Raw genomic sequence first — 15,490 nt, 5'->3', positions numbered from 1 at the left:
CCCAACTGCTCATGCCCTCCAGCTATCATGCTGGATTCGCGAGATGAATCCCTAGCGGGATTTGTGCAACAAAGCCCCTATGAGGCATGAATATGTGCCACCTATTATCTGCTCTGGAACAGCTGCTTCCTGATACACGATTTCTGTACGGGGTTTCTCATCAAAACTATATCTTGTCATGAAACCTCACCTTTCTTCTTTCGCCTCATGACAAGAGCACTAAGACCGTATTGGTTGCAACGGTCACTGTATCGAAATTCACTTTCCGGTTCGCATCAAAGCAATATGTTCGTCATCTTGCAGTCCGTCTAGCCGACGATCGAGGAGAACCGTGTTATGCCTCCTGCGCCACGCGGCAGTACAATCCCCTTGACGCACCCCCCCTTCCTCCACCACACTCCCCAAACGCAAGGCACAGCCCACCCCCCTTGCGCTCCCCCCGCAAACCCCCTATATCCCTTCATCCGCTGGGAGCGATGATTCGCGCCCGGCTTTTTGCGTCGCGAGATAAGGCAGGAGCAGGCCACCACATAACCCCCTCCAATCTTTCGCAAAAAGCCGCCCCGGACCCATGAGAGCGGTTTTTTAGGAAAGATCACGATCGGGCGCGCACCTTTGGGCCGGTGTGCAGGTATAGATCGTCTTTTCAATCTTTGACGGCGCGCGCGCGCCTGCCCCACCGCTGCGCGAGCATACAAAGATGGAGCATAAAATCCGTATGGCACAGACCTTCCTCGGCCAAAAACGTCTTCGGAAATACTACGGCAAAATCCGCGAAGTGCTGGACATGCCGAACCTCATCGAGGTTCAGAAGTCCTCCTACGACCTGTTCCTGAACTCCGGCGATCAGCCCGAGCCGACGGACGGCGAGGGGATCATGGGCGTCTTCCAGTCGGTCTTCCCGATCAAGGACTTCAACGAAACGAGCGTGCTGGAATACGTCAAGTACGAGCTGGAAAAGCCCAAGTACGACGTCGAGGAATGCCAGCAGCGCGACATGACCTATAGCGCGCCGCTCAAGGTGACGCTGCGCCTGATCGTCTTTGACGTGGACGAGGATACCGGTGCGAAATCCGTCAAGGACATCAAGGAACAGGACGTCTTCATGGGCGACATGCCCCTGATGACGCCCAACGGTACCTTCATCGTGAACGGCACCGAGCGCGTGATCGTGTCCCAGATGCACCGCTCTCCGGGCGTGTTCTTTGATCACGACAAGGGCAAGACGCACAGCTCTGGCAAGCTCCTGTTCGCCTGCCGCATCATCCCTTACCGCGGCTCCTGGCTGGATTTCGAGTTCGACGCCAAGGACATCGTCTTTGCCCGCATCGACCGCCGCCGCAAGCTGCCTGTGACCACCCTGCTTTATGCGCTGGGGCTGGACCAGGAGGCGATCATGGACGCCTACTACAAGACGATCACCTACAAGCTGAAGAAAAAGAAGGGCTGGGTGGCCCCCTTCTTCCCCGAACGCGTGCGCGGCACGCGGCCGACCTATGACATCGTGGATGCGAAATCCGGCGAGGTGCTCTTCGAGGCGGGCAAGAAGGTCACGCCGCGCGCGGTGAAAAAGCTGATCGATGAGGGCGAGGTCAAGGAAATCCTGCTGCCTTTCGACCACATCAACGGCAAGTTCGCCGCCAAGGACATCATAAACGAGGAAACCGGCGCCATCTATGTCGAGGCCGGGGATGAGCTGACGCTGGAGTACGACAAGGACGGCGAGCTCATTGGCGGCACCGCGAAGGAGCTGATCGACGCGGGGTATACGGACATTCCGATCCTCGACATCGATAACGTCAACGTCGGTCCCTACATGCGCAACACCATGGCGCAGGACAAAAACATGAACCGCGACACCGCGCTCATGGATATCTACCGCGTCATGCGCCCGGGCGAGCCGCCCACCGTCGAGGCCGCATCCACGCTGTTTGACACCCTGTTCTTCGATGCCGAGCGCTACGACCTCTCGGCCGTGGGCCGCGTCAAGATGAACATGCGCCTCGATCTCGACGCGCCCGACACCATGCGCACTTTGCGCCGCGAGGATATCGTGGCCTGTGTGAAGGCGCTGGTCGATCTGCGCGACGGGCGTGGGGACATCGACGACATCGACCACCTCGGCAACCGCCGGGTGCGGTCTGTCGGTGAGCTGATGGAGAACCAGTACCGCGTCGGCCTGCTGCGCATGGAGCGTGCAATCAAGGAGCGTATGTCTTCCGTCGAGATCGACACGGTGATGCCGCAGGACCTGATCAACGCCAAGCCTGCCGCCGCTGCCGTGCGCGAATTCTTCGGCTCTTCGCAGCTTTCCCAGTTCATGGACCAGACCAACCCGCTGTCGGAAGTGACGCACAAGCGGCGTCTGTCGGCGCTTGGGCCGGGCGGTCTGACGCGTGAGCGTGCGGGCTTCGAGGTGCGTGACGTGCACCCGACGCACTATGGCCGGATGTGCCCGATCGAGACGCCGGAAGGGCCGAACATCGGTCTGATCAACTCGCTCGCCACTTTCGCGCGGGTGAACAAGTACGGCTTCATCGAAACGCCGTATCGCGTGGTCAAGGAAGGCCAGGTTACGGACGAAGTACACTACATGTCCGCGACCGAGGAAATGCGCCACACGGTGGCGCAGGCCAACGCGACGCTGGATGAGAACGGCAAGTTCATCAACGAGATGGTGAATACCCGCCAGTCGGGTGACTATACCCTCGCCCCGGTGGAAAGCGTCGACCTGATCGACGTGAGCCCCAAGCAGTTGGTCTCCGTCGCCGCTTCGCTGATTCCGTTCCTTGAGAACGACGACGCCAACCGCGCCCTGATGGGCTCCAACATGCAGCGCCAGGCGGTGCCGCTGTTGCAGGCGGAAGCCCCGCTTGTGGGCACGGGCATCGAGGAAGTCGTGGCGCGGGATTCCGGTGCCGCGATCATGGCCAAGCGGGCGGGCATCATCGACCAGGTCGATGCCGCGCGTATCGTGATCCGGGCCACCGAGGACCTCGAGCTGGGCGACGCAGGCGTGGACATCTACCGCATGCGCAAGTTCCAGCGCTCGAACCAGAACACCTGCATCAACCAGCGTCCGCTGGTGAAGGTGGGTGACACGGTGCAGAAGGGTCAGGTGATTGCAGATGGTCCGTCAACCGACATGGGGGAACTGGCCCTCGGCAAGAACGTGGTCGTCGCCTTCATGCCCTGGAACGGCTACAACTACGAGGACTCCATCCTAATCTCCGAGCGGGTTTCCCGAGATGACGTCTTTACCTCGATCCACATCGAGGAATTCGAGGTCGCCGCCCGTGACACTAAGCTGGGGCCGGAAGAAATCACCCGCGACATCCCGAACGTCGGTGAAGAAGCGCTGCGCAACCTCGATGAGGCGGGCATCGTCTATATCGGCGCCGATGTGGAGCCGGGCGACATTCTCGTGGGCAAGATCACCCCGAAAGGCGAAAGCCCGATGACGCCGGAAGAAAAGCTTCTGCGCGCCATCTTCGGTGAGAAAGCCTCGGACGTGCGCGACACCTCGCTGCGCGTCAAGCCGGGCGATTTCGGCACGGTCGTCGAAGTGCGTGTCTTCAACCGCCACGGTGTGGAAAAGGACGAACGTGCGCTGCAGATTGAGCGTGAGGAAGTCGAACGTCTGGCCCGTGACCGGGACGATGAACTGGCGATCCTCGACCGGAACATCTACGCGCGCCTGCGCGAGATGATCCTGGGTAAGGTCGCGGTGAAGGGTCCGAAGGGTGTGAAGGCCAACAGCCAGATCACCGAGGAACTGCTGGACGAGCAACTGACCCGTGGTCAGTGGTGGCAACTGGCCCTTGAGGACGAGGACGATGCCAAGATCGTCGAAGCCCTCAACGAGCAGTACGAGATCCAGAAGCGTGCCCTCGACGCCCGTTTCGACGACAAGGTCGAAAAGGTCCGTCGCGGCGACGATCTGCCCCCGGGCGTGATGAAGATGGTCAAGGTCTTCGTCGCGGTGAAGCGCAAGCTGCAGCCGGGTGACAAGATGGCCGGTCGTCACGGCAACAAGGGTGTGATTTCCAAGGTGGTCCCGATGGAGGACATGCCGTTCCTCGCGGATGGCACGCCGGTCGATTTCTGCCTCAACCCGCTGGGCGTGCCCTCGCGTATGAACGTCGGTCAGATCCTTGAAACCCACATGGGCTGGGCCGCACGCGGTCTGGGCGTGAACATCGACGAGGCACTGCAGGAATACCGCCGCTCCGGCGATCTGACCCCGGTGCGCGAGGCGATGAGCCACGCCTACGGCGAGGACGTCTACGAGGAAGGCATCGCCAACATGGACGAGGAGACGCTGGTTGAGGCGGCCTCGAACGTGACGCGCGGTGTGCCGATCGCAACGCCGGTCTTCGACGGAGCAAAGGAAGCGGATGTGAACGATGCGCTGGTGCGCGCCGGCTTCAATTCCTCCGGTCAGTCGATCCTGTTCGACGGCCGCACGGGCGAGCAGTTCGCGCGCCCCGTGACCGTGGGCGTGAAGTACCTGCTGAAGCTGCACCACCTTGTGGACGACAAGATCCACGCGCGTTCGACCGGTCCGTACTCCCTCGTCACCCAGCAGCCGCTCGGTGGCAAGGCGCAGTTCGGTGGCCAGCGTTTCGGGGAGATGGAGGTCTGGGCACTGGAAGCCTATGGCGCCGCCTACACCCTGCAGGAAATGCTGACGGTCAAGTCGGACGACGTGGCGGGCCGGACCAAGGTCTACGAGAGCATCGTCAAGGGCGAGGATAACTTCGAAGCGGGTATCCCGGAGAGCTTTAACGTTCTCGTCAAGGAAGTCCGCGGCCTCGGCCTGAATATGGAACTCCTGGATGCGGAGGAGGATGAATAAGGGCGCGCCCCGGACTTTTCAGAAAGTCCGGGCCGATCTTTTCGAAAAGATCGGGTCCCAGCTTCACCCATACGCACCCCTTTCAAGGATTTGAAAATGAACCAGGAACTGACAAACAACCCGTTCAACCCGCTCACCCCGCAGAAGGTCTTCGACGAGATCAAGGTCTCGCTTGCGTCCCCTGAGCGTATCCTGAGCTGGTCCTTCGGCGAGATCAAAAAGCCCGAGACGATCAACTACCGCACGTTCAAACCCGAGCGTGACGGCCTTTTCTGCGCGCGCATCTTTGGCCCGATCAAGGACTACGAATGTCTGTGCGGCAAGTACAAGCGCATGAAGTATCGCGGCGTCGTCTGCGAAAAGTGCGGCGTTGAAGTGACCCTGCAAAAGGTCCGCCGCGAGCGGATGGGCCATATCGAACTGGCCTCGCCCGTCGCGCACATCTGGTTCCTGAAATCGCTGCCGTCCCGCATCGGCCTGATTCTGGACATGACCCTGCGCGATCTTGAGCGGGTGCTCTATTTCGAGAACTACGTCGTGATTGAGCCGGGTCTCACCGACCTGCAATACGGCCAAATGCTCACCGAAGAAGAGTACATGGACGCGCAGGACGCCTACGGCATGGACGCCTTTACGGCGAACATCGGTGCCGAAGCGATCCGCGAAATGCTGGCGGCCATCGACCTCGAAGCCGAGGCCGAGCAGCTGCGCGAAGAGCTCAAGGAAGCAACTGGCGAGCTGAAACCCAAGAAGATCATCAAGCGCCTGAAGGTGGTTGAGAGCTTCCTCGAATCCGGCAACCGCCCGGAGTGGATGGTCCTGACCGTGATCCCCGTGATCCCGCCGGAACTGCGCCCGCTGGTGCCGCTGGACGGTGGCCGCTTTGCGACCTCCGACCTCAACGACCTTTACCGTCGTGTGATCAACCGGAACAACCGTCTGAAGCGCCTGATCGAGCTGCGCGCGCCGGATATCATCGTCCGCAACGAAAAGCGGATGCTGCAGGAATCCGTTGACGCCCTGTTCGACAACGGCCGTCGCGGCCGCGTGATCACCGGTGCCAACAAGCGCCCGCTGAAGTCGCTGTCCGACATGCTCAAGGGCAAGCAGGGCCGCTTCCGCCAGAACCTTCTGGGTAAGCGCGTCGACTTCTCGGGCCGTTCGGTTATCGTGACCGGCCCGGAACTGAAGCTGCACCAGTGCGGCCTGCCCAAGAAGATGGCGCTCGAACTCTTCAAGCCCTTCATCTACTCGCGGCTGGAGGCCAAGGGCCTGTCCAGCACCGTGAAGCAGGCAAAGAAGCTGGTGGAGAAAGAGCGTCCGGAAGTCTGGGACATCCTCGACGAAGTGATCCGCGAACACCCGGTGATGCTGAACCGTGCGCCGACGCTGCACCGCCTCGGCATTCAGGCGTTCGAGCCGGTGCTGATCGAAGGCAAGGCGATCCAGCTGCATCCGCTGGTCTGCTCGGCCTTCAACGCCGACTTCGACGGCGACCAGATGGCCGTGCACGTTCCGCTCTCGCTGGAAGCCCAGCTTGAAGCGCGCGTCCTGATGATGTCCACCAACAACGTTCTGTCGCCCGCCAACGGCGCGCCGATCATCGTTCCCTCTCAGGACATGATCCTTGGCCTTTACTACACCACGCTCGAACGCGAGGGCATGAAGGGCGAAGGCAAGATCTTCGGAACCGTTGAAGAGGTCCAGCACGCGCTTGATGCGGGCGAGGTGCATCTGCACGCCAAGATCACCGCGCGGATCAAGCAAATCGACGAGGAAGGCAACGAAGTGATGAAGCGCTACGAGACGACGCCGGGACGCGTCCGTCTGGGTGCGCTCCTGCCGCTCAATGCCAAGGCCCCGTTTGACCTCGTGAACCGTCTGCTGCGCAAGAAAGAGGTGCAGCAGGTCATCGACACCGTCTACCGTTACTGCGGTCAGAAGGAATCCGTCATCTTCTGCGACCAGATCATGTCGATGGGCTTCCGCGAAGCCTTCCGCGCCGGGATTTCCTTCGGCAAGGACGACATGCTGATCCCCGACAGCAAGTGGGACCTCGTCGAGGAAACCCGCGAGCAGGTCAAGGATTTCGAACAGCAGTACATGGACGGCCTGATCACACAGGGTGAGAAGTACAACAAGGTGGTCGACGCCTGGTCGAAGTGTAACGACAAGGTCACCGACGCCATGATGGCTTCGATCTCGGCCGAGCGTAAGGACGAGAACGGTGCCGAAATGGAGCCGAACTCGGTCTACATGATGGCCCACTCCGGTGCCCGGGGCTCGGTTACCCAGATGAAGCAGCTGGGCGGGATGCGCGGCCTGATGGCCAAGCCGAACGGTGACATCATCGAGACGCCGATCATCTCGAACTTCAAGGAAGGCCTGACCGTTCTTGAATACTTCAACTCCACCCACGGTGCCCGAAAGGGTCTGTCGGATACCGCTCTGAAGACGGCGAACTCGGGCTACCTGACCCGCCGTCTCGTGGACGTCGCACAGGACTGCATCGTGCGCATGCTCGACTGCGGCACCGAGGCGGCGATCACCGCTGAAGCTGCCGTGAACGATGGCGAAGTCGTCTCTTCGCTGGCCGAGCGTCTGCTGGGCCGCGTCGCGGCGGACGACATCGTCAAGCCGGGCACCGACGAGGTGCTGGTGTCGGCAGGCACGCTCATCGACGAGCGTATGTCCGACGCCATCGACGAGGCCGGCGTTCAGTCCGCGCGCATCCGCTCGCCGCTGACCTGCGAGGCTGAGGAAGGCGTATGTGCGATGTGCTACGGTCGCGACCTTGCACGCGGCACGCTGGTCAACCAGGGCGAGGCTGTCGGCATCATCGCGGCGCAGTCCATCGGTGAACCCGGCACGCAGCTGACGATGCGGACCTTCCACATCGGCGGTGTGGCGCAGGGCGGCCAGCAGTCGTTCCTCGAGGCGTCGCAGGAAGGCACCATCGCCTTCGAGAACGCCCAGACCATCGAGAATGCGGCGGGCCAGATCATCGTGATGGGCCGCAACATGAAGCTGGTCATCAAGGGTGACGACGGTGTCGAACGCGCGAGCCACAAGGTCGGCTACGGCACCACGCTGTTCGTCAAGGAAGGCGACAAGGTCAAGCGCGGCGACAAGCTCTTCGAATGGGATCCCTACACCCTGCCGATCATCGCCGAGGCTTCCGGTACGACCAAGTTCGTCGATCTGGTCAGCGGCATCGCCGTCCGGGACGAGACCGACGACGCCACCGGCATGACCCAGAAGATCGTGATCGACTGGCGTGCCGCACCCAAGGGTAACGAGCTGAAGCCCGAGATCATCCTGGTCGGTGAGGACGGCGAGCCGGTGCGCAACGATGCCGGCAACCCGGTGACCTACCCGATGTCCGTTGACGCGATCCTGTCCGTCGAGGACGGGACCGAGATCAAGGCCGGTGACGTGGTCGCGCGTATCCCGCGTGAAGGCGCCAAGACCAAGGACATCACCGGTGGTCTGCCGCGTGTGGCCGAACTCTTCGAGGCGCGTCGCCCGAAGGATCACGCCATCATCGCGGAAATCGACGGCTACGTCCGCTTCGGCAAGGACTACAAGAACAAGCGTCGCATCGCGATCGAAAGCTCCGAAGATCCGGATCACAAGGTCGAGTACATGGTGCCCAAGGGCAAGCACATCCCGGTTGCGGAAGGTGACTTCGTCCAGAAGGGCGACTACATCATGGACGGTAATCCGGCCCCGCATGACATCCTGTCGATCCTGGGTGTCGAGGCGCTGGCCGAGTACATGATCGACGAGGTTCAGGACGTCTATCGCCTGCAAGGTGTGAAGATCAACGACAAGCACATCGAGGTGATCGTGCGCCAGATGCTCCAGAAGTGGGAGATCCAGGAATCCGGCGACACCACGCTTCTCAAGGGCGAACACGTCGACAAGATCGAGTTCGACACCGCCAACGAGAAGGCGCTCAAGAAGGGCGGCCGCCCGGCCAAGGGCGAGCCGATCCTGCTGGGCATCACCAAGGCGTCGCTCCAGACCCGCAGCTTTATCTCCGCCGCGTCCTTCCAGGAAACGACTCGCGTGCTGACCGAGGCTTCGGTTCAGGGCAAGAAGGACAAGCTGGTCGGCCTCAAGGAAAACGTCATCGTGGGCCGTCTGATCCCGGCGGGCACCGGTGGTGCCACCATGAAGATGCGCCGCATCGCGCAAGAGCGTGACAATGTGGTGATCGAGGCGCGCCGCGAAGAGGCGGAAGCTGCAGCAGCGCTGGCAGCGCCCGCTGCGAATGACGATTTCGTCGGCGGTGACGTCTTTGACCAGCCGATCATCGAAGAGGAAAGCCGGGACTGACGACAGGCTCGCTTTTCTGAAAAATGCTAGCCCCCGCAACGGCACTGTTGCGGGGGCTTTTTCATTCTTTCCGCTTTCGTTGCCTTGCTGGGGCTGCCGCCGGACATTCCTGCGGCCTGCCGCATGATCGCTCTTTAGTCGGGCGATAATTTCCCCTAGCGTGGCTCAGCAGAGGCAGGAAGCAGTGACGACGCCAAGAGTACAGATCAAGGGATTGATGCGGTTCTCGTACCTGTCCGAGAACGGCTTTGCCAAATCCGCACCTGATCTGTCGGCACGCGCAAAAGTGCTCTACGACCCAAAGCGGCTGGAGCGGCGGTTTCGCCTGTTCGAACGGCTTGCCTTTCACACCATGGCGCTACAGGACGACACGGATTTCACCTGCGCGGTGCTGATCGGTGACAGCTTTCCCGACACGTGGCGCGTGCGGCTGGAAGAGATCGTGGCAGAATTCTCGCCCATGCGCATCGTGGCATTGCCGCCGATGGTCCACATCCAGGCGGTCAAATCCGCCTATAACGCGCTGCCCGATGACCCGCGCGCCACCCATATCGCGACCTTCCGGCAGGACGACGACGATGGCATGCACCGCCAGACCATCGCGCGGATCAGGTCCGTGGCAGAGGCGATGTTGCCCACGCGCATTGACAAGAAGCCCTTCGTGATCGCCTTCAATCGCGGCCTTTACCTCGATCCCGATGCCGATCGGCCGATCACCGAATGGTACGAACGCGCGCCGCTGGGCATCGGGCTTGCGATGGTCGCCCCCAAGGGCGATCACGCCACCGTCTTCCGCCGCAACCACCGCAACCTTGTCGAATACTACGATTGCTATACCGAGGTCGGCCGCCCGATGTGGATACGCTCCGTCCACGAGGACAACGATTCCTCGGCGAGCCCGCAGGGCAGGGCGGGCACCCTTCGGGCGAAGGGGATCAAGCGTATCCTCTGGGACGGCTTCGGGCTGACCCCTGAAATGCTGGAAGGGCTCTGAATGTCACCGAACGCGGCGGGCGCGCTGCTGATGATGGCCTCAATGGCGTTTTTCACGCTGAACGACACGATGCTCAAGCTGACGGCGGGTGAGGTGCCGCTGTTCCAGTTGCTCTGCGTGCGCAGCCTGATCACTTGCGGGTTGATCCTGGCCACGCGCAACCGGCTGGGCGTGTTGCATTTCCGTTTCGGCCGGCGCGATTGGGGGCTCATCTTCCTGCGCGCCGCCGCAGAGGTGATCGTTGCCTACTGCTTTCTCAAGGCGCTCTTCAATATGCCGCTGGCAAACCTCACCGCGATCATGCAGGTGGTGCCGCTGGCAGTGACCCTCGCGTCCGCGCTGATCTTGCGGGAAACCGTCGGCTGGCGGCGTATGCTGGCCATCGCCGTGGGCTTCTTCGGGGTGCTGCTGATCGTCAAACCCGGTGCCGAGGGCTTCAATGTCTGGTCTCTTTATGCGCTCTTTGCGGTGATCGGCGTAACGGTGCGCGATCTTCTCACGCGCGGATTGTCTCCGGGGGTGCCCGGCATGTCCGTGACGTTCATGACAGCGGCATCTGTCGCCGTGGCGGCGGGGCTCGCCTCCCTGACGGAAGACTGGGTGGCAATCGACTGGGATACCGGGCTGATGATCGTCGGCTCGGCGGTCTTCATCATGGGCGGCTATTTCTGCTCGATCCAGGTGATGCGCGTGGGCGACGTGTCGTTCAACGCGCCCTTCCGCTACACGGGGTTGATCTGGGCTCTGATCATCGGATGGCTGGTGTTCGGCGAATGGCCGGGCCTCCTGACCCAGATCGGCGCCGTCATCGTGGTGACTACGGGCGTGTTTACCTTCTACCGCGAGCGCAAGCTCTCAGGGCGGTGAGACCGCCCTGAAGGCCGTCGCGACCGCGTCGGCATCGATCGCGAAGGTCCTCTCGAAATGCGCCTTGCCCGCCGGATCGAGCGGCGTGAGGCGCGGCGCGCGCACGCCCGGTTTCTGGCGGCTGTCGTTATGGTCGTTATGGCCCCGGATCAGCATGTCCTCGCCGCTGAAGGTCAGCGTCGGCATTTTCTGCGCGACCTTGGCATGGGCGAAATTCATCACCGAAAGCCGCAAGTCTGGCTGGAACATCAGCGCCAGGGCGGCGGTGGTGTAAGGCACGGTGGTCGGCGTCACGGCGAGCCCCTGCGCCGAAGGCCGCGCGATGAAACCCTGGTTGAAGTCGATGGCGACATGCCGGTGCCTGGCCGCAAGCGGCAGAACGTCGCTCGCCGCCGCGCGCAGACGCTCGACATAGGTACGGGCCACCGCGTCGTCATCGTCCATGCGGAACTGCAGACAGGGCTCCCCATCGAACCGCCGCACCGTGTTGATCGCCTCTTGCATCACCTTGCGGTGCGGCCCCGGCGGATAGGCCCGTATCACCGCCTGCGGCATGTCCGCCACTGCCGCTTCCAGCCGGTCCCGGTGTTCAGGGGGCAGGCTTTCGCCCACGACGATCAGCAGCGTGAAATCGCCGTCCGTCTGGGCCTTGAGCGGCGGCAGCATCATCGTCTCGAAGGTGGCAAAACGCTCGGCCATGCGCGCGGGGGCATAGAGGTAATCCATCCGCTCCTGTAACGAGCCGTGCTCGACCTGGAAACCGCCCTCGCCGGGATAGGAAAAACGGCAGATGCCGATGGTTTGCATGGATGGGACCGCCCGTTGTAACCCTCACCAGAATTGCAGGATGCAATCAACCACGCAAGCCGGGGCAGGGCTGTTGACACCCTCCTGCGCATCCCCTATACGCCCGCTATCTCGACGACGGGGGAGGCCCTGTTGCTCGAAATCATAACTTTAGTGGTCAAGACCCGGTCTAATGCTGATCCGGTCCTCTGTAGCCCCACCGCCACGTTCACCTCGGTACGGGAACGTCGCGGTGTATTTGCTTTGTCCAAGACAAGGCAGCGAAATTTTAACCGCATTGGGCGCGCCCCATTGCACCTGATGTGAGACAGAACGGGAAGAACCGGAATGCCAACGATCCAGCAGCTGATCCGCAAGCCGCGGCAGCCAAAACGCAAGACCTCCAAATCGCTCCACCTCGAGCAGTGCCCCCAGAAGCGCGGCGTCTGCACGCGCGTCTACACCACGACGCCGAAGAAACCGAACTCCGCTATGCGTAAGGTCGCCAAGGTGCGCCTGACCAACGGATTCGAGGTGATCTCCTATATCCCGGGTGAAAGCCACAACCTGCAGGAACACTCCGTCGTCCTGATCCGTGGCGGCCGTGTGAAGGACCTTCCCGGTGTGCGCTACCACATCCTGCGCGGTGTGCTCGACACGCAGGGCGTCAAGGACCGCAAGCAGCGCCGCTCCAAGTACGGTGCGAAGCGTCCGAAGTAACCCGACGGGTGGGCGATGCGCCCACCTTACCCATGTTCCGTAAGGTGGAGCCCCGCTCCACCCCCGCACGCAAGAGGAAGACAACGAAATGTCACGCCGCCACGCCGCAGAAAAACGCGAAGTTCTGCCCGACGCCAAGTATGGCGATCTCGTTCTGACCAAATTCATGAACAATCTTATGATCGACGGCAAGAAGTCGGTCGCAGAGCGCATCGTCTACAACGCCCTGTCCCGCGTCGAGGACAAGATCAAGCGCGCCCCCGTGGAAGTGTTCCACGAAGCGCTCGACAACATCAAACCCTCGGTCGAGGTCCGCTCGCGTCGTGTGGGTGGTGCCACCTACCAGGTCCCGGTCGAGGTTCGCCCCGAGCGCCGCGAAGCCCTGGCGATCCGCTGGCTGATCAAGGCATCGCGCGCCCGCAACGAGAACACCATGGAAGAGCGCCTCGCAGGCGAGCTGCTGGACGCCGTCCAGTCCCGTGGCACTGCCGTGAAAAAGCGCGAGGACACCCACAAGATGGCCGATGCCAACAAGGCATTCAGCCACTACCGTTGGTAATCGAGACACAAGATCGGGGCCGCGATCCGCGCGGCCCCTGACCCTTTTTAACGCAAGACCTCTGAGGACACCTCCCCATGGCACGCGACTATCCGCTTCAACGCTACCGCAACTTCGGCATCATGGCGCATATCGACGCCGGCAAGACCACCTGCTCCGAGCGCATCCTTTTCTACACGGGCAAGTCCCACAACATCGGTGAGGTGCACGACGGTGCGGCCACCATGGACTGGATGGAACAGGAACAGGAACGCGGCATCACCATCACCTCCGCTGCGACGACCACTTTCTGGCAGCGCCAGGAAGAGCCGACGAATGACGGCACCTCCGACACCAAGTACCGGATGAACATCATCGACACCCCCGGCCACGTGGACTTCACCATCGAGGTCGAGCGCTCGCTCGCCGTTCTCGACGGTGCGGTGGCCGTGCTGGACGCCAACGCCGGTGTCGAGCCGCAGACCGAAACCGTCTGGCGCCAGGCCGACCGCTACAAGGTGCCGCGCATCGTTTTCGTCAACAAGATGGACAAGATCGGTGCGGACTTTTTCAACTGCGTGAAGATGATCAAGGACCGTACCGGTGCGACCCCCGCGCCCATCCAGATCCCGATCGGGGCCGAGAACGAGCTCGAGGGCATGGTCGACCTGATCACCATGAAGGAATGGGTCTGGGCCGGCGAAGACCTCGGCGCCTCCTGGGAGCAGCGCGAGATTCGCGACAGCCTCAAGGATCAGGCCGAGGAATGGCGCGCCAAGCTCATCGAGACCGCGGTCGAGATGGACGATGACGCGATGATGGAATACCTCGAAGGCAACGAGCCCGACGTGGACACCCTGCGCAAGCTCGTGCGCAAGGGCACGCTGGCGATCAAGTTCATCCCCGTCCTCTGCGGCTCCGCCTTCAAGAACAAGGGCGTCCAGCCCCTCCTGAACGCCGTGATCGACTACCTGCCGAGCCCGCTCGACGTGGTCGACTACATGGGCTTCAAACCCGGCGACGAGGAAGAAGTGCGTAACGTCGCCCGCCGCGCGGACGACAACATGGCCTTCTCGGGCCTTGCGTTCAAAATCATGAACGACCCCTTCGTGGGCTCGCTGACCTTCACGCGCATCTACTCCGGTACGCTCAAGAAGGGCGACAGCATGCTCAACTCCACCAAGGGCAAGAAAGAGCGCGTCGGCCGGATGATGATGATGCACTCAAACAACCGCGAGGAAATCGAAGAGGCCTTCGCGGGCGATATCATCGCGCTGGCGGGTCTCAAGGACACCACCACCGGTGACACGCTCTGCTCCGAAAAGGACCCGGTTGTTCTGGAAACCATGACCTTCCCCGATCCGGTGATCGAGATCGCGGTTGAGCCCAAGACCAAGGCCGACCAGGAAAAGATGTCCGCCGGTCTGGCCCGTCTGGCGGCAGAAGACCCCTCCTTCCGCGTGGAGACCGATATCGAATCCGGTCAGACCATCATGAAGGGCATGGGCGAACTGCACCTCGACATCCTCGTCGACCGCCTGAAGCGCGAGTTCAAGGTCGAGGCGAACATCGGTGCACCGCAGGTGGCTTACCGTGAGACGATCTCGAAGGAAGCCGAGATCACCTACACCCACAAGAAACAGTCCGGCGGTTCCGGTCAGTTTGCCGAGGTGAAGATGATCCTGATGCCGACCGAGCCCGGCGAAGGCTATTCCTTCGAAAGCCGCATCGTGGGCGGTGCCGTGCCGAAGGAATACATCCCGGGCGTGGAAAAGGGCATCAAGTCCGTGATGGATAGCGGTCCGCTGGCGGGCTTCCCCGTGATCGACTTCAAGGTGGCGCTGGTGGACGGTAAGTTCCACGATGTGGACTCCTCCGTTCTCGCCTTCGAAATCGCGGCCCGCATGGGTATGCGTGAAGGCATGAAGAAGGCCGGCGCGAAGTTGCTGGAGCCGATCATGAAGGTCGAGGTGGTGACGCCCGAAGAATACACCGGCGGAATCATTGGTGACCTTACCTCCCGCCGCGGGCAGGTGCAGGGTCAGGACACCCGCGGCAACGCGATCGCCATCGACGCCTTCGTGCCGCTGGCCAACATGTTCGGCTACATCAACACCCTGCGGTCGATGTCGTCGGGTCGCGCGAACTTCACCATGCAGTTCGACCACTACGAAGCCGTGCCGCAGAACATCTCGGACGAGATCCAGGCCAAATTCGCATGATTTAGGGGTGGGCGATGCGCCCACCTTACAACCCCGTAAGGTGGAGGCCCCCTCCACCCCAAAAGAAAGAAGTAAAGGAGCCACAAAATGGCAAAAGCAAAGTTTGAACGCACGAAGCCGCACGTGAACATCGGCACGATCGGTCACGTTGACCACGGCAAGAC

Annotated in this window: 8 protein-coding genes; 7 read left to right on the top strand and 1 reads right to left on the bottom strand. The window is 61.8% G+C overall.

Features of this window, described 5'->3' with window-relative positions; all coding sequences use genetic code 11:
- Window positions 1-718: 718 nt before the first annotated feature.
- The 4 genes from rpoB (at window position 719) to AB2B41_RS21875 (ending at window position 11,060) form a co-directional block, all read left to right on the top strand.
- Window positions 719-4,858, top strand: coding sequence for a DNA-directed RNA polymerase subunit beta (rpoB, locus tag AB2B41_RS21890; protein ID WP_367879957.1), 4,140 nt, complete (start codon window positions 719-721; stop codon window positions 4,856-4,858).
- Window positions 4,859-4,954: 96 nt separating this feature from the next.
- Window positions 4,955-9,199, top strand: coding sequence for a DNA-directed RNA polymerase subunit beta' (gene rpoC, locus AB2B41_RS21885; RefSeq protein ID WP_367879956.1), 4,245 nt, complete (start codon window positions 4,955-4,957; stop codon window positions 9,197-9,199).
- Window positions 9,200-9,383: 184 nt separating this feature from the next.
- A complete protein-coding gene (locus AB2B41_RS21880; RefSeq protein ID WP_367879955.1) occupies window positions 9,384-10,193 on the top strand; it encodes a glycosyltransferase in 810 nt (269 codons plus the stop codon).
- Entirely contained in the window at window positions 10,194-11,060 is an 867-nt protein-coding gene (locus tag AB2B41_RS21875) for a DMT family transporter (RefSeq protein WP_367879954.1), read from the top strand.
- On the opposite strand, the gene AB2B41_RS21870 is transcribed toward AB2B41_RS21875, so the two are convergent.
- Window positions 11,049-11,867, bottom strand: coding sequence for a putative rhamnosyl transferase (locus AB2B41_RS21870; RefSeq protein WP_367879953.1), 819 nt, complete (start codon window positions 11,865-11,867; stop codon window positions 11,049-11,051). The genes AB2B41_RS21875 and AB2B41_RS21870 overlap by 12 nt on opposite strands.
- A 327-nt stretch (window positions 11,868-12,194) precedes the next feature.
- Here AB2B41_RS21870 and rpsL point away from each other — a divergent pair, with 327 nt between their 5' ends.
- The 3 genes from rpsL to fusA all read left to right on the top strand — a co-directional run bounded on the left by rpsL (window position 12,195) and on the right by fusA (window position 15,326).
- Window positions 12,195-12,566, top strand: coding sequence for a 30S ribosomal protein S12 (gene rpsL / locus AB2B41_RS21865; protein WP_367879952.1), 372 nt, complete (start codon window positions 12,195-12,197; stop codon window positions 12,564-12,566).
- 88 nt (window positions 12,567-12,654) lie between these two features.
- On the top strand, window positions 12,655-13,125 hold the full coding sequence (gene rpsG / locus AB2B41_RS21860; protein WP_367879951.1) for a 30S ribosomal protein S7: 471 nt from the start codon (window positions 12,655-12,657) through the stop codon (window positions 13,123-13,125).
- A gap of 77 nt (window positions 13,126-13,202) precedes the next feature.
- Window positions 13,203-15,326, top strand: coding sequence for an elongation factor G (fusA, locus tag AB2B41_RS21855; protein ID WP_367879950.1), 2,124 nt, complete (start codon window positions 13,203-13,205; stop codon window positions 15,324-15,326).
- Window positions 15,327-15,490 lie beyond the last annotated feature (164 nt).

The sequence above is a fragment of the Sulfitobacter sediminis genome, from assembly GCF_040811725.1.
In the GTDB taxonomy this organism is placed as follows: domain Bacteria; phylum Pseudomonadota; class Alphaproteobacteria; order Rhodobacterales; family Rhodobacteraceae; genus Sulfitobacter; species Sulfitobacter sediminis.
The sequence above is the reverse complement of the archived record's forward strand: the minus strand, read 5'-3'. Positions and strand labels throughout refer to the sequence as shown.